The sequence below is a fragment of the Nocardiopsis sp. NPDC006938 genome (assembly GCF_042869555.1).
GTDB lineage: Bacteria > Actinomycetota > Actinomycetes > Streptosporangiales > Streptosporangiaceae > Nocardiopsis.
The window spans coordinates 99,606-117,696 of record NZ_JBIAGA010000008.1; the positions used below are offsets into that span (position 1 = coordinate 99,606).

General features: G+C 74.1%; 15 protein-coding genes and 1 pseudogene. 7 read left to right on the plus strand and 9 right to left on the minus strand.

Annotated elements, in window-relative coordinates:
* The first annotated feature begins 44 nt into the window (after nucleotides 1–44).
* Nucleotides 45–1,673: a hypothetical protein gene (locus ACFYL4_RS14465; RefSeq protein WP_387518678.1), complete on the plus strand. Its 1,629-nt coding sequence runs from the start codon at nucleotides 45–47 to the stop codon at nucleotides 1,671–1,673.
* 93 nt (nucleotides 1,674–1,766) lie between these two features.
* Complete coding sequence (locus tag ACFYL4_RS14470; RefSeq protein WP_387518679.1) at nucleotides 1,767–5,057, plus strand: right-handed parallel beta-helix repeat-containing protein; 3,291 nt, start codon at nucleotides 1,767–1,769, stop codon at nucleotides 5,055–5,057.
* A gap of 86 nt (nucleotides 5,058–5,143) precedes the next feature.
* On the opposite strand, the gene ACFYL4_RS14475 is transcribed toward ACFYL4_RS14470, so the two are convergent.
* Nucleotides 5,144–6,193, minus strand: coding sequence for a methyltransferase (locus ACFYL4_RS14475; RefSeq protein WP_387518681.1), 1,050 nt, complete (start codon nucleotides 6,191–6,193; stop codon nucleotides 5,144–5,146).
* 124 nt (nucleotides 6,194–6,317) lie between these two features.
* Here ACFYL4_RS14475 and ACFYL4_RS14480 point away from each other — a divergent pair, with 124 nt between their 5' ends.
* The 3 genes and pseudogenes from ACFYL4_RS14480 (at nucleotide 6,318) to ACFYL4_RS14490 (ending at nucleotide 7,884) form a co-directional block, all read left to right on the plus strand.
* Nucleotides 6,318–6,875 (plus strand): nitroreductase family protein, encoded by a 558-nt coding sequence (locus ACFYL4_RS14480; RefSeq protein WP_387518682.1) that lies wholly within the window; start codon nucleotides 6,318–6,320, stop codon nucleotides 6,873–6,875.
* Nucleotides 6,856–7,172 (plus strand): annotated as a pseudogene (locus tag ACFYL4_RS14485) (DUF6092 family protein). Before ACFYL4_RS14480 ends, ACFYL4_RS14485 begins: the two are co-directional and overlap by 20 nt.
* Before the next feature lie 61 nt (nucleotides 7,173–7,233).
* Nucleotides 7,234–7,884, plus strand: a complete 651-nt coding sequence (locus ACFYL4_RS14490; protein ID WP_387518683.1) for a tRNA-dependent cyclodipeptide synthase — start codon at nucleotides 7,234–7,236, stop codon at nucleotides 7,882–7,884.
* A gap of 93 nt (nucleotides 7,885–7,977) precedes the next feature.
* Here ACFYL4_RS14490 and ACFYL4_RS14495 read toward each other — a convergent pair whose 3' ends face one another.
* From ACFYL4_RS14495 to ACFYL4_RS14510, 4 genes are all read right to left on the minus strand, one after another.
* Complete coding sequence (locus ACFYL4_RS14495; protein WP_357766154.1) at nucleotides 7,978–9,006, minus strand: methyltransferase; 1,029 nt, start codon at nucleotides 9,004–9,006, stop codon at nucleotides 7,978–7,980.
* 208 nt (nucleotides 9,007–9,214) lie between these two features.
* Nucleotides 9,215–10,597 (minus strand): NAD-dependent succinate-semialdehyde dehydrogenase, encoded by a 1,383-nt coding sequence (locus tag ACFYL4_RS14500; RefSeq protein WP_357766117.1) that lies wholly within the window; start codon nucleotides 10,595–10,597, stop codon nucleotides 9,215–9,217.
* Between the two features lie 171 nt (nucleotides 10,598–10,768).
* Nucleotides 10,769–11,158 (minus strand): DUF2267 domain-containing protein, encoded by a 390-nt coding sequence (locus ACFYL4_RS14505; RefSeq protein WP_387518684.1) that lies wholly within the window; start codon nucleotides 11,156–11,158, stop codon nucleotides 10,769–10,771.
* A 104-nt stretch (nucleotides 11,159–11,262) separates the two neighbouring features.
* Nucleotides 11,263–12,654, minus strand: a complete 1,392-nt coding sequence (locus ACFYL4_RS14510; RefSeq protein ID WP_387518685.1) for a hypothetical protein — start codon at nucleotides 12,652–12,654, stop codon at nucleotides 11,263–11,265.
* A 185-nt stretch (nucleotides 12,655–12,839) separates the two neighbouring features.
* Here ACFYL4_RS14510 and ACFYL4_RS14515 point away from each other — a divergent pair, with 185 nt between their 5' ends.
* Together ACFYL4_RS14515 and ACFYL4_RS14520 are read left to right on the plus strand one after the other, a co-directional pair.
* On the plus strand, nucleotides 12,840–14,210 hold the full coding sequence (locus ACFYL4_RS14515; protein ID WP_387518686.1) for a molybdopterin-dependent oxidoreductase: 1,371 nt from the start codon (nucleotides 12,840–12,842) through the stop codon (nucleotides 14,208–14,210).
* On the plus strand, nucleotides 14,207–14,701 hold the full coding sequence (locus ACFYL4_RS14520; RefSeq protein WP_387518687.1) for a hypothetical protein: 495 nt from the start codon (nucleotides 14,207–14,209) through the stop codon (nucleotides 14,699–14,701). Before ACFYL4_RS14515 ends, ACFYL4_RS14520 begins: the two co-directional genes overlap by 4 nt.
* A 100-nt stretch (nucleotides 14,702–14,801) precedes the next feature.
* Here ACFYL4_RS14520 and ACFYL4_RS14525 read toward each other — a convergent pair whose 3' ends face one another.
* From ACFYL4_RS14525 to ACFYL4_RS14540, 4 genes are all read right to left on the minus strand, one after another.
* The gene (locus tag ACFYL4_RS14525; RefSeq protein WP_387518688.1) at nucleotides 14,802–15,473 is read right to left on the minus strand and encodes a class I SAM-dependent methyltransferase; all 672 of its coding nucleotides are present in this window, start codon (nucleotides 15,471–15,473) and stop codon (nucleotides 14,802–14,804) included.
* A complete protein-coding gene (locus ACFYL4_RS14530; protein WP_357766132.1) occupies nucleotides 15,470–16,135 on the minus strand; it encodes a DUF2064 domain-containing protein in 666 nt (221 codons plus the stop codon). The genes ACFYL4_RS14525 and ACFYL4_RS14530 overlap by 4 nt, the downstream gene beginning before the upstream one ends.
* Nucleotides 16,132–16,890, minus strand: coding sequence for a glycosyltransferase family 2 protein (locus ACFYL4_RS14535; RefSeq protein ID WP_387518689.1), 759 nt, complete (start codon nucleotides 16,888–16,890; stop codon nucleotides 16,132–16,134). Before ACFYL4_RS14535 ends, ACFYL4_RS14530 begins: the two co-directional genes overlap by 4 nt.
* A gap of 70 nt (nucleotides 16,891–16,960) precedes the next feature.
* Nucleotides 16,961–18,040: an NAD-dependent epimerase/dehydratase family protein gene (locus ACFYL4_RS14540; protein ID WP_357766133.1), complete on the minus strand. Its 1,080-nt coding sequence runs from the start codon at nucleotides 18,038–18,040 to the stop codon at nucleotides 16,961–16,963.
* Between the last annotated feature and the right edge of the window lie 51 nt (nucleotides 18,041–18,091).

The following is an 18,091-nucleotide window of genomic DNA, read 5'->3' on the forward strand; positions in this document are numbered from 1 at the left end:
GACCCGCCGGAGAACCTCCGGTTTCCGAAAGGAAGAAACGAAGAATGACGGACAACAACGAGGCAGCGCGCGGTCCCCACCGCCCGGGGCCCGTGCTGAGCTCGACGGGGGAGGCGCCCTCGGCCAAGGCCAGGGACGCCATCGGGGCCCCGTCCGAGCCCGGCCCAGGACAGACAGCCCCCCACACCGCTCCCACCACCCCCGCGGCCGCGTCCACCGGGGCCGCCCCGGTCGCGGCCGACACCGCGACCGACACCGCGACCGACAGCACCGAGCGCGGACGCCGCGCCCTCCTCGGGGCGCTGGCCCTGCGCGGCGGTGCCGACCGCTCGGCGGACGGCGCAGTGAAGGCCGACGACGACCGTTACCGTCCGAGCCGTCCGGTGCTCGCGGTCGCGGCCATCGCCGGGCTCATGCTGGTCGCCGCCCCCTTCGGCTTCTCGGCCGCCCAGGACCAGCAGGGCGACGCCCTGCTCCAGGGCGACCTCGCGGCGGGCGGCGGCTTCGCGGACCAGGCCACCTCCTCGGCTTCCGCGTCGGCCTCGGGCACGGGCGTGCAGGGGTACGTTCCCGAGGTCCAGCCGAACACCCCCGTTCCGCCCGGCGCCGACACCGGTACCGAGCCCGGTTCCGTGCCGGACCCCGCCTCCGCCGGCGCGGGCGCGGGTGCCGCCGGAGGGACGGGCGGGGGCGTCCCCGAGCGTCCCGTGGAGCCCTCGTCCGGGGGTCCTCAGGGCGTTCCGCCGGTCGGCGCCTCTGAGGAGGACGACGAGGACGGCGGCCGCGACGGCGGCGGCGGTGAGGGCGGCGGCGTCGGCGACCCCCTCGGCGTGACCGTGGAGAAGGGCTCGCTACTCGACACCCTGCTGAACGAACGCGGCGGCCAGGGCCAGGACGACCCGCAGGGGTCCAAGGACCCGGCCCCCGGCAAGGGCCCGCAGAAGGAAGAGGACGAGGACGAGGAGGGCGACCCCGAGGGCGGAGTCGAGGGCGAGCCCGACGGTGCGGTGGCATCACCGCTCACCGCCCGGTCCGGTCAGAGCGGCACACCGCTCAGCGAGGGCGCGGAGCCCGAGGAGACCGGTTCCGACGAGAACCGGTCCGAGCCCGACCCCGAGCCGGAGCCCGACCCGGAGCCGGAGCCGGACCCGGAGCCGGAGCCCGAACCCGAGCCGCAGTCCGAGCCGGAGTCCTTCTTCGCGGTCTCGGGTCCCGGGTGCAGCAACGAGGGCGCCCGCTACCGGGTGCACGGAGACGGTGTCTGGCGCTCGGGACCCTCGGGCTACACCGAGCGCGGATGCGTCGACGGCTACGATGTCATGGCCGTGAGCGGCGACCCCGACGGTGGCGGAACCTCCGCGGAGTGGACGTTCTGGCCCAACCGGCCCGGGTCCACCTGCACCGTCAAGATCCTCGTGCAGAACGGTCCCGAACCGCTGTGGGCCAACGGCGTCCCGATGCACTACGAGCTGTTCGACGGTGACAACACCGCTGACGGCTTCCGTGGCGGTTTCGAGGTCACCAAGCCCGACGGCGGCCGGTACTGGGCGCTGACCGAGTTCCAGCCCGAGGGCAACTCGTTCACGCTGCGCGCACGCAACCGGGGCCCCATCCCCGAGGGCGGCGAAGCCCCGCAGCTGCCCATCTCCGTGGTCGAGACCGAGTGCCGCTGACGGCCGGGTAGTCGCCGGTAACCCCTGACCGGCACTGTAGGACAAGCCCGCGGGCCCACCGGCCCGCGGGCACAGAAAGGAAGACGACAGGCGATGAACCGTCACGTGCGCGCGGTCGACCCCTCCGGCGGAGCCGAGTTCCGCACCATCGGCGAGGCCCTCGCCGCCGCCAGTGACGGAGCCGTACTGTCACTGGCACCGGGCCGCTACGACGAGAAGCTCGTGCTCTCACGCGTGGTCACGCTGATGGCCGCCGAGGGGCCCGGGACCGTCGAGATCCTGTGCTCCTCCGGCTCCGCGGTCACCTCCGTCGCCGAGGCGGTCAAGCTCACCGGCCTCGTCCTGCGCGGCCGTGACAAGGAGGCCCCGGTGGTCGACGCCGCCGCCGGACAGGTCGAGCTGGCCGACTGCGAGGTCGAGGGCTCCTCCTGGGCGGCGGTGCTCGCCCGGGACAAGGGCGCCCTGGCGCTCCGGGGCTGCACGGTGCGGTGCGGTGAGGGCGCGGGCATCGTCGTCACCTCCGAGCAGACCAGCGTCATCGAGGACTGCGTGATCGAGGACGTCGGTACCAGCGGCGTCGTCATCAACGACAAGGGCGCCCCCGAGGTGCGCCGGTGCACCATCCGCGACGCCGGCGCCAACGGGATCTACGCGGCCGGCGGAGGCGCCGGACACATCAGCGACTGCACGGTCTCGGGTACCACCAAGGCCGCCGTGGTGATCGACGAGCACGCGGCCACCCGCCTGAGCGGCCTGCGGGTGCACGCGGTCGCCGACGACGGCGTCGTCATCTCCACCCGGTCCTCCGTCACCGTCAGCGACCTCACCGTCGACCGTCCCGCGGGCCGGGGCCTGGTCCTGCGTGCCGGTACCGACCCCCGCGTGGAGCGGGTCCGCGTCACCGGCAGCGGTGGCGCGGGCATCGTCGCCGAGGACAAGGCCCGGGGTCACCTCCGTGAGTGCGACGTCCGCGACGCCAAGGCGGAGGGGGTCAGCGTCACGGGCCGTTCCTCCACCGCGTTCAGCGGCCTGAACGTCCACGGGGCGGAGTCCGCCGGAATCCACGTCGCCGAGGACTCCACCGCCGAGTTCGACCGCGTCACCGTGGGGCGCACCGCCGGAGCGGGTGTCGAGATCCTCTCCGGCGCGGCCCCCTTCCTCCGCAACGGCACGGTCACCGGGGCGCGCGGCCACGGAGTGCGCTGGGAGGGCGGCGGCGGACGCGTGGAGGACGTGGAGGTCACCCGTCCCCGGCGGACCGGGGTGTACGCGGCGGCCGGGGCGCGGGCCTCCCTGAGCGGGGTTCGCGTGGTCGGCGCCCGGGAGAACGGGCTCGCCGCCGCTGGCGGCGCCGTCCTCGACCTGCGTGACAGCGAGGTCTCCGAGTGCGGCGGCGACGGGGTCGCCGTGCACTCGGAGGGGGAGATCGCGGCGCTGCGCGTGCGCTCGCACGAGAACACCCGCAACGGCGTCCTGGTGGCGGCGGGCGCCCGCGCCGTGCTGCGCTCCTGCGAACTCGTCGGCAACGGGGGCGACGGCGTGCTCGTCGGCACGGGCGAGGAGGTCGTCCTCGACGGCTGCACGGTGCGCGGCAACGGCCGGGCCGGGCTGCGCCAGACCGTCGCCGGTGACCACGTCCGGGCCAGCTCCCTCGTCAGCGAGGACAACCAGGCGGAGGACCTCTTTGGGCCGGACGCCGTGGCGGCCGGGGCCGGTTCCGTGCCGGGGGCGTCGGCCGAGGACGACCCGGAGGACGACGAGGAGCGGGGCCCGCTGGCCGAACTCCAGGCCCTCATCGGGCTGGAGAGCGTCAAGGACGAGGTCACCACCCTCATCAACCGCAACAAGATGGCCCGCCACCGCGCCGAGATGGGCCTGCCCTCGCCGCCGGTCGCCCGCCACCTGGTCTTCGCCGGTCCTCCGGGCACGGGCAAGACGACCGTGGCACGCCTCTACGGCCGGGTACTGGCCGACCTGGACGTGCTCCGCTACGGGCACGTCGTCGAGGCCGCCCGAGCCGACCTGGTCGGGCAGTACGTCGGTGCCACCGCCATCAAGACCACCGAGGTGTTCGAGAAGGCCCGGGGCGGCGTGCTGTTCGTCGACGAGGCGTACACGCTCTCCTCCGAGGACAACGGCGGCTTCGGTCAGGAGGCCATCGACACCCTGGTCAAGCTCATGGAGGACCACCGCGACGAGGTGGTGGTGATCGTCGCCGGGTACGCGGCCGAGATGGACGGCTTCCTGTCCTCCAACCCCGGCTTGGCCTCGCGTTTCGCGCGGACCATCACCTTCCCCAACTACGGGGCCGAGGAACTGGTGAGCATCGTGGAGCGCCTCGGCGCCGTCCACCAGTACACGCTCTCCCCGGACCTGCGCCCCCTGCTGCTCCAGCACTTCGAGGCGCTGCCCAAGGGCCCGGCGTTCGGTAACGGTCGTGAGGCCCGCAAGGTCTTCGAGGAGATGGTGGACCGCCAGGCGCACCGGCTCGGCGAGGACCCGCCCGCCGACCCCTCCGAACTCACCGTGCTCACCCCCGACGACCTCGGCGCCGCTCCCGAGCGGTCGGCCGGGCCCGGCGGGGACGACGTGGCGGGCCTGCGCGCCGAACTCGACGCGTTGACCGGTCTGTCCGAGGTGAAGTCCACCGTCAACGACCTGGTCAACGTGCTGGTCGCCGCCGAACGCCGGCGCGCGATCGGGATGCCCGCCCCCAGTCTGAGCCACCACCTGGTCTTCGCGGGCCCGCCCGGTACCGGTAAGACCACCGTCGCCCGACTGTACGGCCAGCTGCTGCGGGCCCTGGGAGTGCTGCCGCTCGGGCACACGGTGGAGGCGGCCCGCTCGGACCTGGTCGGCCGCTACATCGGACACACCGCGCAGCTCACTCTGGAGACCTTCGAGAAGGCGCGCGGCGGTGTGCTGTTCATCGACGAGGCGTACACGCTCACTCCGACCGGGGCCAACGGCGACTTCGGTCAGGAGGCCGTGGACACCCTGGTCAAACTGATGGAGGACCACCGGGACGAGGTGGTGGTGATCGTCGCCGGGTACAACGCGGAGATGCGGCGCTTCCTCGACTCCAACCCCGGTCTGGCCTCGCGGTTCGCCCACCACGTCCGGTTCGCGGACTACTCCGACGAGGAACTCGTCTCCATCGTCAACAGCATGGCGGAGGCGGGCGGGTTCACCGTCCCGGGAGAGACGGTGGCCGCCCTGGAGGCGCACTTCGCGGGCGTGCCGCGCACCGAGTCCTTCGGTAACGCCCGGTACGCGCGCCAGGTCCTGGAGCGGATGATCACCCGCCAGGCGGGGCGCACCATCGCCCTCGCCGAGCCCACGCGCGAGGACCTGACCCTGCTCACTCCGGCCGACGTGCCCTGACCGCGCGGTGCCCGCCCGCCCCCGTGACGGGCGGGCACCGATCTCCCCGCGTTCCCGGGTGTACTCAACCTCCATGGTCAGGACACCTAGGCGCGCACCAGCTCCACCACGCTGACCCCGGTCCCCGGCACCACCCGGTTCAGCCGGAGCCCGGCGCGCTCGGCGACCTCGGCGAACTCGGCCCGGGTCCGCTGCTTGCCGTCGCAGTGGACCAGCATGCTGAGGCCCATGAACTTGGCCGTCCGCTCGGGGGCGGGGCCGTCGGGCACCAGCACCTCGGCGAGCAGGACCCGGCCCCCGTCGGTCACGGCGTTCCGGCAGTGGGTGAGGACGCGGACGGTGTCGGCGTCGTTCCAGTTGTGGACGACGCTGGCGAGCAGGTAGGTGTCGCCCCCTTCGGGCACGGAGTCGAGGAAGCTCCCGCCCACGACCCGGCAGCGCCCCGCGAGCCCCTCCCGTGACAGCGCCGGGTCGGCGTCGCGGACCACCTCGGGCCGGTCGTACAGGACCCCGGTCAGGTGCGGGTGGGCCGTGAGGAGCAGGGACAGGAGGCGGCCCCGTCCGCCCCCGACGTCGACCAGGCACGCGCTGTCGCCGAAGTCGTACTCGTCCACCAGGGAACGGGTGATCTGCGAGGAGATGTCGGTCATCCCCTGGTCGAACACCGAGGCGGACTCCGGGTGGTCGCGCATGTAGTCCCAGACCGGGGCACCGTGGACGGCCTCGAACACCGGCCCTCCCGTGCGCACCGCGTCCGCCAGGTGGGCCATGGTGGAGCGCTCGGCCGGGCTGCCCAGCCAGCGGGCGTACCCGCGCATGGAGTCGGGCGCGTCCGAACGCAGGGCCCGGCCGACCTCGGTGAGCGCGTAGGCCCGCCCCGGGAGTTCCTCGACCAGGCCGAGGTCGGCGCAGGCGCGCAGCAGCCGGTGCAGGGCGTCGGGGTCGGCCCCGACCAGTTTCGCGATCTGGTCGACCGGTGTCGGGGCGGCGGACATCGCGTCGGCCACACCGAGCTCGGCGGCGGCGCTCACGGCGGCCGCGACCCAGCTGGACGTGATCAGCTCGAAGAGTTTCAGGGCGGGGCCGCTCAGCGGCGTGGGGCCGTCGTGCACCGAGGAGAGGGGAGGAGAGGACACGGGTGTCTTGCGCCTTTCGATGACTGCCCTCAGCCGGGGGTCGGCCGGAGGGTCCAACGGCCTCCGCAAGGCCAGGCGACACGCTATATTACTCCCTGAATTTTAACCAATACGGAGAGTGGGTATGGCTGTGGTGGCCGAAGAACCGCGGCACCCGGCCCAGAGCCGGGCGGCACAGGCACTCCACGTTCTGACCACGCGAAGAGTCGTCCGCTCCTTCAGCGACAGACCGGTGGAGGACGACCTCCTCGAACCCCTCCTGGACGCCATGCTCGCGGCACCCTCCGCCTCCAACAAGCAGGCGTGGGCGTTCGTCACGGTCCGTCGCCCGCGCACCCTGAGACTGGTCCACGCGTTCTCCCCGGGCATCATCGAGCGCCCGCCCCTCGTCGTGGCGGCCTGCTTCGACCGCTCCCGCGCGGTCGGCGGCGGCGCCTGGGACGAGGGCATGCTCTGCGTGGCCATGGCCGTGCAGAACCTGTTGCTGGCCGCACACGCCGTGGGCCTCGGAGCCTGCCCCTCCGCCAGCTTCCGCAAGGGCCCCGTCAGCAGGTTCCTCAGGCTGCCGAGCCACCTGCAACCACTGCTCCTGGTGTCGATCGGGCACCCGGACCGAACCCCCGAGACCGCGCCCAGGCGCGGCCGGAACGAGGTGATCAGCCATGAGTGCTGGGGTGAATGACCACCGCACCGGTGAGGAACTGGTGCTGCTCGCCGCCTACCTGCTCAGCAGCGGCAGAGGCCTGCTGGAGGAACCGGCCGCGTACGGCCCCCTCCGCTGCCTGGACGCCGCCCGACGCGTCCTCTCCCTGCGGTCCGGGATCGGTTCCCCGACTCCCCGGAACTGACCGACCTCAAGGCGCGCATGGACGACGTCATGTGCGGGGCGATGGCCGACCGGGAGCTGGACGTCCTGCTCGACGAGCTGTGTGACCGGCTCGCCGCCGCCCTGGAGGAGCCCGGTGCCGTTTCCGCCTGAGACGACGTGGCCGGGAGAGCCCGGCCGGGGTGGTTCGGAGGTCGGATCACCGGGGGACGGCGTGTTCGAGGCCAGCCCCTTCACCCGGACGTGCGAGCTCCTCGTGGAACGCGGCGACCACGCCCTCATCGGGATCAGCGCCGGGAACGGCTACTTCAGTCAGCGGCGGCTCGCCCAGATCATCGACTGGATCGGGCACAGGTTCGCCTCCGTCGACCTCCTCTACGCCGACCTGCACCTCGACACCATGTACCGGGCGTGCGGCGACGACGCGGCACAGGCCGCCAGACGGGCCAGCCGGGCGCTGCGGGACGTACGGCGCCGCGTCCGCCGGGCCATGGAGGCGGCCTCCGACGTGCCCGCCCGGGTCAGAGCCCTGGCCCTGTCGGAGACGGTCGACCTGCCCGGGTACCGGACGGCCCTCGCCCGGATCGACCGGGAGCTCGCCGAGGACCCCACGGTGCTGCGCGCGTGCGAGGAACACGTGCGGACCATCGTCGGTGACGGGCCCGGGCCCGCCGGGGCCCGCTTCGCGGCGGGGATGGCCTACCTGCGCGCCGAGCTGCCCTTCCTGCTCAGCACCCCCGAGGTGCTGTCGGTACCCACGTCGGTGTGCTGCTACCACGAGCTGCTGCCGCTCCTGGTCGAGCTGGAGGGCGACACCTCCTGCATCCGCCCGGGCCAGGGGCACCTCGTCCTCCGGCCGAGGTGACACCGGTGGGGCGGGGGAGGCCCGCCCCACCGGTCGGTGACCGGGACGGCGCCGCCGTATCGGTCGGCGGCCGGAGCACGCCCGCCCCGCCGATCAGGTGAGGACGGGCCGCACGTCCATCACGGACTCCCCGTCGGGCACCCGGTGCACCGCGTGCAGTCGCAGACCCGCCTGCGCGAAGAGCGCCTCGTACTCCTCCGACGAACGCGCCGCGGCCCCGTAGAGCACGAACATGCTCAGGCCGATGGCCTCCACGAACGCGTTCGGCCGCTCCCGGTCGGGCAGGTGCCCCACCACCAGCAGCCGCGACCCCCGCGCCATCGCCGCGCGGACGTTGCCCAGGACACGGACCGCGTCCCGGTCGGACCAGTTCTGCAACACCCGGGCCATGACGTAGACGTCCGCCCCCGCCGGGACCTCCTCGAAGAAGCTGCCGCCCACCACCGAACAGCGGTCGGCGACCCCCTCGGCGCGCAGCAGGGACGGGGCCCCCGCCACCACCTCCGGGAGGTCGAGGAGCACACCCCGGGCCCCGGGCAGGGCACGCAGCACGGCGGCGATCGTGGCGCCCTCCCCGCCGCCCAGGTCGGCCACCGTCCCCGTCCCCTCCAGGTCGACGGCGCCGAGCAGGGTCGCCGCGGGGCTGGAGGCGTTCATCGCCCGGTTGAACACGTCCGCCGCGTCACGGTGCTCGCCCAGGTAGTCGAACAGCTGGCTTCCGGTCTGGATCTCGAACGCGGTCCGCCCCGAGCTCACCGAACCGCCCAGCCGTGTCCACGCCTGGAACAGGTCCCCGTAGGTGCACATGCGGAAGAGGTCCCGCAGGCCCAGGGGGTCGTCGGCGCGCAGGTGGTCCCCGGCGGGGCTCAGCGCGTACACGCCGGGCCCGGTCCGCTCCACCAGCTCCGCCGCCGTCACGGCGTGCAGGACCACCAGCAGCCGCTCCTCGGGGACCCCCAGCTCCCGCGCCAGGTCGGCCGCCGGGCGCGGGCCGTCCGCCAGCGCTTCGACCACGCCCAGCTCGACCATGGCCGAGACCGCGTGGAGGAGCATCGCGGAGGAGACGATCCTCGCCAGGGGCGCCTCCGTGCGCTGCCCCGGGCCCGCCGCCGCCCCGTTCATCCGTCCCACACTGACCGCCACACCGTCACCCTCAAGCACCGCGACCCGCTCCCCTCGTCCGAATCTCCGTCACAGAAGGTGACGATGCCAGTTCCGGGCGTGGTGTGTGGGAGCTTCGGTGAGGACGGTGCTCGGCGCGGCGGTCAGACGGACGCGGACGCACTCCAGCAGCTCGGCGATGACGCGGGGCGGCGGTCGCCACCCGCCGCTAACCGGTCGGCATCACGGTGACGAGCTTCTTGTTGACGAACTCCTGGATGCCCGCCGCGGACAGCTCCTGCCCGTAACCGGACCTCTTGGTGCCGCCGAACGGCAGGTCCGGGCGCGTCCAGGTGGGGTGGTTCACGAAGACCATGCCGGTGTCGATGCGCCGCGCCACGTCCGCTCCGTGGGCGACGTCCTCGGTGAACACCGATCCGCCCAGACCGAAGGTGGAGTCGTTGGCGATCCGCACCGCGTCCTCCTCGTCCTCCGCCCGGAAGAAGAGGGCGACGGGCCCGAAGAACTCCTTGTCGTACACGGGGTTGTCCCGGGTGAGGCCGGTGATGATCCTCGGTTGCGCGAACGCGCCCTCCTCGGGCACGGGATCGCCCGGGGTGACCACCGTCGCGCCGTGTTCCTCGGCCTCGTCCACGAGTTCCTGGAGGTCGTCGGCGGCGCTCTGCGACGAGAGCGGGGGCAGGGTCGTCCCGGAGTCGAACGGGTCACCCGCCCTCAGCCGGGCGAACCCCTCGGCGAACCGCCGCAGGAACTCGTCCGCCACCTCCTCGACGACGATGATCCTCTTCGCGGCGACACAGCTCTGCCCCGCGTTGTTGAGCCTGCCCCAGAGCGCGCGCTCGACACTGAGGTCGAGGTCGGCGTCGCCCAGCACGACGAGGGCGTCGCTCCCCCCGAGTTCGAGGGTGCTCTTCTTCAGCTGCTCGCCCGCGTGGGCCGCGACGCTGGAACCCGCCCCCTCGCTGCCGGTGAGGGCGACGCCGCGCACGCGCGGGTCCCTGATGGCCCGGGTGACCTGGTCCTTGCTCGCGTAGACGTTGGTGTAGGCGCCCTCGGGAGCTCCGGCCTCCCTGAACAGCGACTCGAAGGCCGCCGCCGACTGCGGGACGATCGAGGCGTGCTTGACCACGACGACGTTCCCGGCCATGAGGTTGGGACCGGCGAACCGCGCCAGCTGGTAGTAGGGGAAGTTCCACGGCTGGACGCCGAACAGCACCCCGATGGGGTCGCTGACGACCACCGCCTCGCCCACCCCGGGGTCGTCGGTCGCCACCCTCTCGGGGGCGAGGAACTCCTCGGCGTTCTCGGCGTAGTAGTCGAGGATCGAGGCGGCCAGCTCCACCTCGCCCCGGCTCTCCTCGAACAGTTTGCCCATCTCCAGGGTGAGGAGCCGCGCGAAGTCGTCGGTGCGCTCGCGGAGGATGCGGGCCGCGCGCCGCACGACCTCCCCGCGCTCGTCGAAGGACCTGGTGCGCCACGACTCGAAGGTGCTCTGGGCGGTGCCGAGGGCACGTTCCAGCTCCTCGTCCGAGATCTGCGCGAACGTCGCCAGGGTCTCGTTCGTGTAGGGGTTCGTGGTCGCGTAGACCATGGTTCCTCCTCTGTCCGTGTGCCCGCCGGAGGTCGCGGAGGGGCCTTCGAGGAGCGACCGTGCGCTTCGCACGGAGCCCGGTTCCCGTAGGGGGACCCGCTCACTCCGAAGGGAGCCCGAAACCCGCTTCCCGGCGGTCGTGTACGTCCGTTCGCCGTCGTCGGCGCGCGGTCAGGCCAGTTCGGGCTTGCCGAACACGACCGCGTAGCCGGAGGGCAGGTGGCTCAGCACCTGGTTCAGCTCGCCGCCCGACACCGCCCTGCCCACGGTGCTGAGCACCGCGCCGGAGTCCTGCTGCGCCGTCAGCGGCCGGGCCCCGGTCGCCTCGGCGACACGGCTGTAGAACTCCTCGATCCCGAAGGGCTCGGCCTCCAACCCGTCCAGGGGCCGAAGGGCCTCGTCCAGGGGTCCGGGGATCTGCGCGGCCAGGTGGTCCAGGGTGGTGCCCGGCAACCGCTCCGCCAGGACGGAGAACACCGCACGCGTCACCTGTTCGGCCTCGCGCTGGTCCTCGTACTCGCCGACGTCGCGCACCTGTGCCAGGAACTCGTCGTAGCGCATCCTTCCCCCTCGTCAGACGACTTCGAGTGCCTTGGGGACCAGCCTGCCCGGGTGCGCCCGCGCCAACACGTCACCTGGAGACACGAGGAGGACGATCCGCGCGTTCACCACCCGGTGAGCAGGAGGTGGTTGACCAGGAGGGCCGTGACCGCCTGAACGGCGAGCCAGGCCCTCCGGTGGCGGCCCGGCAGCAGGGCCGCGGCGGGTACGAGCCACAGCACGAACGGCAGCCAGATGCGCTCGGTCTCGCCCTTGCTCATCCCGGACAGGGTCGCGGCGGCGACCGCGCAGAGCGCGGCGGTCACCAGCAGCGCCACCGTCGCGTCGTCCCGGGACGGCGCCCGGCGCAGACCCCGCACGGTGCCCGGCACCAGCGCCAGGGCCCGGCGCGCCCCCGCCACGGCCGCCAGCCCGGCCGTCACGCACACGGTGGCCAGGTTCGCCCAGACCCAGTAGCCGTAGGGGCGGACGGCCGCCACCCCCTGGTAGTAGCGTTCCACCAACAGCTGGTACCCCTCCCACCACCAGAAACCGGCGGCGGTGAAGGCGGCGGCCACCGCGAGGGCGCCCGCCAGCGCGTAGGTGAGGGGGCGGGCGTTCCGCGCGCACAGGAGCACGGCCACGGCCAGGAAGCCGATGAGCACGAGACCGTACGACAGGTACACCGACCATCCCAGAAGCACCCCCGCCGCCAACGCGGCGAGACGCGGCGTACGGGCGCGCGGGGACGCCGCCACGGCGAGCAGGGCCAGCCCCCACGCGGTGACCGCCGCGAAGTAGCCGTCGGCGGAGACCCCCACCCAGACGGCGGCGGGCACCAGGACCACGAACGGGGCCGCCCGGCGGGCCGTCTCCTCCGCACCCAGCGCCCGCAGGGCCACCAGGACCGCGGCCGAGGCGGAGGCGCCGACCACGACGCACCAGACCCCGGCCCACGCCCCTCCGCCCAGCCCGACGCGATCCAGGGCGACGAAGGTCAGGACCGCGCCCGGCGGGTGCCCGGCCACGTGCGTGGGCCAGTTGTCCGGCTGCCCCACCAGGATGTGCCGGGTGAACGTGCTCAGGGCGGCGCCGACGTCCTGGAACCGGTCGACCGAGGCCAGGTACTCGTGGGGGGACAGGAGGCGGTCGGTGATCCCGCGCCGCCAGCCGTCGACGAGTGCGAGGGCGGTGGTCCACAGGACGGAGGAGCCCCAGACCGACCACACCAGCGGGCGCCAGGGCAGCGCCCGGGCCGCGGCGGGCCCCTGGAGCACCACCACCGCCGCCAGGAGGAGGGCGGGGACCGTGCCGGGACCCACATGGGGGAGCCAGGACGCGTACAGCGGAGGCCAGGCCACGTACAGGACGCCGTGGGCGTTCTGGATCAGGGTGCCGACCACGGCGGCGGCGGCGAACAGGAGCACGGCCAGAACGGCCACGAGCAGGTCGGCGCGGATCGGGGCGCGGTCCGTGTCGGTCCCGCCGCTCGGGCTCTGGAGATCGGGCTGCGTCACGCCGTCACCGTAGGTCAGGTCGGCGCCCGTGGCCCGGTGGCGCCGGGGCGTGTCGCCGACGCCGGGAAGGAAGCGTCTCGCGCGGGTGGTGACACTCCGTGAGACCGGCGGTGCGCCGCGACCGTGCGGGCGCGGCCTAGCATGACCGCGAGCTGGCCCCGCCCGACCGGGAGGCGATCGACCGCGTGAACGAGAACGACCAGGGCGGGCGCACGCCCGAGGCGACGCCGGGCGGTGGGCGCCCGGACGGGGACTCGAGGGCTCGCACGCGGGGCGAACGGCTGCGGGCGGCGCTGAGGGGCGGCCCGGCCCTCGGACCCGTCCGGCCGGGCTGGTGGCGCAGCCCCTCACGCGGGCCGTGGCTGACCTCGCTGCTGGGCACGGTCCTCCTCGTCGGGCTCCCGGTCCTGTTCGTCACCGGCCTGCTCTCCTACGCCGCCTACAACCCCGACCTGGCGGGCAACGACAAGACCCCCGACCGGGGGCTGCTCGGGTTCTACCTCTTCGCCTGGCCCACCGACCCCCCGTGGCTCTACCGCCTCACCCAGGGCGTGCACGTCACGCTCGGGATCACCCTGGTCCCCGTCCTGCTGGCCAAGCTGTGGTCGGTCGCGCCGCTCCTCTTCCGCTGGCCCCCGGCCGACTCCGTCGCCCGGGCACTGGAACGCCTGACGGTCCTCTTCCTGGTGGGAGGCGCGCTGTTCGTCTTCGCGACCGGCATCCTCAACATCCAGCTGGAGTACCTCTTCCCCGGCTCCTTCTACCCCCTGCACCTGTACGGGGCCTGGGTGTTCGCGGCGGCCCTGTTCTCCCACGCGGTGCTGAAACTGCCGACCGCGGTCCGGGAGCTGCGGGCTCGCGGGCTCCGTGAGGCCCTGAGCGACCGGGGGAAGGGGCCGCACGCGGAGCGGGGCGCGCTGGTCGCGCCCGACCCCGACCCCGAGGCGGCCTCGCGCCGCACACTGCTGGGCGCGGTGGGGCTGGGGTCGCTGGCGCTCCTCCTGACCACGGTCGGGCAGAGCCTCGGGGGCGCGCTGAGGCCGACGGCGGTCCTGGCGCCCCACGGACGGCTGCCCGGGGAGGGCGCCGACGGGTTCCCGGTGAACACGACCGCCGCCCACGCGGGGGTCACCGACGCCGACACCGGCCCGGACTGGCGGCTGACCGTGCGCGGCGCGGACCGGGCGGTCGTCCTCACCCGGCAGGACCTGCTCGACCTCCCCCAGCACACATCCGCACTGCCCATCGCCTGCGTGGAGGGGTGGTCCACCCGCGACCTCGACTGGGAGGGCGTGCGGCTGGCCGACCTCGCCGCCCTGGTCGCGGCCCAGGGGCCGCCGGGGGTCTTCGTGGAGTCGGCACAGACCTCCGGGTCCTTCTCCAGCGCCGCGCTCCGCGACAACCAGGTCGCCGATCCCCGGTCGCTGCTGGCCCTGCGCGTCAACGGAGCCGACCTGTCGGTCGACCACGGCTACCCCGCCCGGGTGATCGCGCCCGCCTGTCCGGGCGTGCACAACACCAAGTGGGTCACCCGGCTCAGCTTCGGCGCGGTGTGACGTCGCTCCCGCGCCGCGTGTACGGCGCCTCCCCGTGGCACCTGCTCCTGATGGTCGGCGTGCTGGCCCTCATCGCCTACGCGGGCACGCGCCTGCTCCACGGGGGCGACCCGTGGATGATCGCCGTGTGGTTCGCGGGCGGCGCGCTCCTGCACGACCTCGTGCTGGTCCCCGCCTACACGCTCGTGGGCCGGGCCGTCCGGCGGGTGGGGCGGAGGGTCGGCCGACACGCGGGACGCGGGGCCGGACGCCGTGGGAGCACGGCCGTGCCGGACCTCGTTCTGGTTCCCGCGACCGCCTCCGGACTCCTGCTCCTGGTCTACCTCCCGCTGATCCTCGGACCTCCCGACGCCTACGTGTCCAAGACGGGGCTGACCGGGGAACCGTTCGCGGCGCGGTGGCTCCTGGTCAGCGCGGTCCTGCTCGCGGCCTCGGCTGCGGTGGGGGCGGCCCGGGCCCGACGGGCGGCGCGGCGCGACCGTCCGGGCTGACCACCGGACACCGGCGGGAGGCCGCCCCGGATCGCCGAGGGGCCCGCCGGACGCCCACCGTTTCGCCGGAACCGGTTCGCACCCAGGCCGCCACCGCTGGTCAGCGGGGCGCGCGCAGCGCCGCGAACCGGCGCTCCCCCTCCCGCCAGGACTCCTCCCAGCACCACCCACCGCCCTCCGCGTAGGAACGCAGGGCCGGGAGCCCGAGCCGGGCCCACGTGAAGGGTGCGCCCTGCTGCCCCCAGCCGTCGGTGACCTGCACGGTCACCCGTTCGTGGACGTCCCGGTCGGCCGCCTCGACGATGAGCAGCCCCCGGGGCAGCACGAGGTCCCGCATCCGCGCGAGCAGGGCCGACGGGGTCCCGCCGATCCCGATGTTGCCGTCGATCAACAGGGCGGTGTGCCAGCGGCCCTCCTCCGGCAGGGGGTCGAACACCGAGGCGTGTACCGCCCGGCCGCCCGCCTCCACCACCCGCGACACCGCCACCGGGTTGGTGTCCACGCCCAGGGCCCGGTGGCCCCGGGCGGTCAGGGTGAGGACCATCCGACCCGGGCCGCAGCCCGCGTCGAGGGTGTCGCCCTCGGTACGGTCCAGCACGCTCTCGTCGGCGGCGTCGGTGGTCCCGCACCACCGCTCCACCTCCAACGGGAGCATCCACCCGTCGGACCTGCGCAGGTACAGCGGTCCGTGCCCGTTGGCCAGGGCCCGCGAGTACGGGTCGCACCGCCACGGGGCCGCCCTCGTGCCCGCCCCCATCTCCGGGGCCCTCACGACCGGACCTCCGTTCTCCTGGCTCCGACGACCCGGCCGAAGCGGCTCCCGGGCACCAGACGGGCCACGGCGGCCGCGTCCCGGGGGGTGTCCACGTCTCTGAGCACCTCCAGGTCACCCACGCGCAGACCGGCGTCCACCAGTCGCGCGCGTTGGAGGCGTCCGGTGTGCGGAGTGGACATCGGCACGCCGCGCAGCAGGCCGGGGTCGGGGTCGGCCATCCCGAGCGCCCAGAACCCGCCGTCCTCGCTCGCGCCGAACCACGCGTCGGTGTGCGCCCAGGCGTCCGGCGCCAGGGCGGGCGCCAGGTGCGCGGCGCGGACCTGCGGGGTGTCCATACCGATCAGCAGGGAGGGCCCCGAGCACACGGAGAACGCGTGCGCGAGACGTTCGTCCAGGCCTCCGCCGGACTGCGGGACCACCTCGAACCCCGTGTCCGGCATCCAGGAACCCGTCCGCCCCTCCAGCACGAGGAGGCGTCGACGCGCGGGCAGCGAGCGCACCGTGTCGAGGGTGTCCGCCAGCGCGGCCTCTGCCACGGCCGCCGCCTCCTCTGGGGAGTAGTCCGGCGTCAGCCGTGTCTTGACCCGGCCGGGGACGGGTTCCTTGGCGATCACCAGCAGGGTCGTGGCGGGAAGGCCGGTCCGCCCGGTGCGGTTCATCGCTCGCCTCCCCCCGTGCCCACGCGCGCCCCGGTCGGCGGTTCGCGCAGCACCGAGGTCATGTCGCGTACGGCGGTCCAGGTCCCGCGCCACGTCCCGGTCACCTTGGACACCCCGGACCTCGGCCGGTAGGGGACGTCCACCTCCGTGACGCGCCACCCGGCGTCGGCGGCCCGCACGACCGTCTCCAGGGGGTAGCCCGAGCGCCGGTCGGTCATTCCCAACCCCACCAGCCCCGTTCGGCGGGCGGCCCGCATCGGTCCGATGTCGCTGACCCGCACCCCCGTGCGGGAACGCAGCATCCGCGCGACGACCGCGTTGCCGACCCTGGCGTGGACGGGCCAGGCGCCCCTGCGGGTCGGGCGCCGTCTGCCCAGGACCAGGTCGGCCTCGCCCCGCCGGACCCGCTCCACCAGCCCCGGGAGCAGGCCCGGGTCCAGGGAGGCGTCGCAGTCGCAGAAGCAGACGTACTCGGCTGTGGCGGCCGACAGGCCCGCGTGGCACGCCGCCCCGAAGCCCCTGCGGGACTCGGGGACGACCACGGCTCCCAGCGCCTCCGCGACGGCGGCCGATCCGTCGGTCGAGCCGTTGTCCACGACGATCGCCCGCCACCCCGGCGGGATGCGCTCCATGACCCAGGGGAGCGCGGCGGCCTCGTCCAGACAGGGGAGCACCACGTCGACCGAGGGCGGGCCGGTCCCGGACGCGTCCGGGTGCGTGCGCGCCTGTTCGTTACCGTGAGGTTCGTTGATCACCCTGATCACGTTACGAAGCCATAAAGGTGCGGTCGGTGAAGGCGCTCGCGACACGCGGGCGTATCGGGCATCACCCCGCCGAAACGCCGGTACCGACGGGTCCCCGCAGCTCGGAACGGGCGAACTCCGCCATTCCCTGGGCGAATCCGACCTCCGGGCGCCAGGAGAGCTCCCGCATCAGCCGCTCCGAGGACGCGGTGATGTGCCGGACGTCCCCGAGCCGGTACTCGCCGGTGACCACGGGCCGGGGCCCGCCGTGCGCCGTCGCCAGGGCCAGCGCCATCTCCCCGATGGTGTGCGGTGTCCCGCTGCCGGTGTTGAACGCCGACAACTCGCCCCCGGCGCGGTCCGGAAGCGCCTCCAACGCGGCCACGTTGGCACGGGCCACGTCGCGGACGTGCACGAAGTCGCGCCGCTGTCGGCCGTCCTCGAACACGCGCGGCGACTCGCCCCGGGCCAGCGCCGACCGGAAGAAGGAGGCCACCCCCGCGTAGGGGGTGTCACGCGGCATGCCCGGACCGTAGACGTTGTGGTAGCGCAGCGACAGCGCCCGCCCGCCCACCGCGCGGGCCCACGACGCGCACAGGTGCTCCTGCGCCAGCTTCGTCGTGGCGTACACGTTGCGGGGGTCGCCCGGCGCGTCCTCCCGCACCAGGCCCGGGACCAGGGCGGTGCCGCAGCGCGGGCACGGAGGGTCGAACACCCCGGCCGCGAGGTCCGCCTCGGCCCTCGGGCCGGGCCGGACGTCGCCGTGCCCGGGGCACGTGTACCGGCCCTCCCCGTAGACGACCATCGAACCGGCCATCACGATACGGCCGACCCCCGCACGGGTCATGGCGGCCAACAGCACCGCGGTCCCCAGGTCGTTGCAGCCCACGTAGTCGGGCGCGTCCAGGAAGTCCGACGACCCCAGACCCACCATCGCCGCCTGGTGGCAGACCGCGTCCACCCCGCGCAGGGCCCGCTCCACGGCCGCGCCGTCGCGGACGTCCGCCACGACGTCCACGGAGCCCCCGTCGGCGGGATCGCGCCCCGCGTGCGCCAGGGGCAGGTAGGCGTCCAGGGTCACCGCCTCGTGTCCGGCCCGGCGGAGTTCCTCCGCCACCCGCGATCCGATGAACCCGGCCCCACCCGTGACAAGTACACGCATGGGGTCAACCTACGCCGCGTGCCCGGTCCGACACGCCATGTGTTCCGGTGA

Coding starts and splice junctions, on each gene's coding strand:
- ACFYL4_RS14465 (WP_387518678.1), top strand. CDS start 45: ATGACGGACAACAACGAGGCAGCGCGCGGTCCCCACCGCCCGGGGCCC.
- ACFYL4_RS14470 (WP_387518679.1), top strand. CDS start 1,767: ATGAACCGTCACGTGCGCGCGGTCGACCCCTCCGGCGGAGCCGAGTTC.
- ACFYL4_RS14480 (WP_387518682.1), top strand. CDS start 6,318: ATGGCTGTGGTGGCCGAAGAACCGCGGCACCCGGCCCAGAGCCGGGCG.
- ACFYL4_RS14495 (WP_357766154.1), bottom strand. CDS start 9,006: ATGAACGGGGCGGCGGCGGGCCCGGGGCAGCGCACGGAGGCGCCCCTG.
- ACFYL4_RS14500 (WP_357766117.1), bottom strand. CDS start 10,597: ATGGTCTACGCGACCACGAACCCCTACACGAACGAGACCCTGGCGACG.
- ACFYL4_RS14505 (WP_387518684.1), bottom strand. CDS start 11,158: ATGCGCTACGACGAGTTCCTGGCACAGGTGCGCGACGTCGGCGAGTAC.
- ACFYL4_RS14530 (WP_357766132.1), bottom strand. CDS start 16,135: ATGAACCGCACCGGGCGGACCGGCCTTCCCGCCACGACCCTGCTGGTG.
- ACFYL4_RS14540 (WP_357766133.1), bottom strand. CDS start 18,040: ATGCGTGTACTTGTCACGGGTGGGGCCGGGTTCATCGGATCGCGGGTG.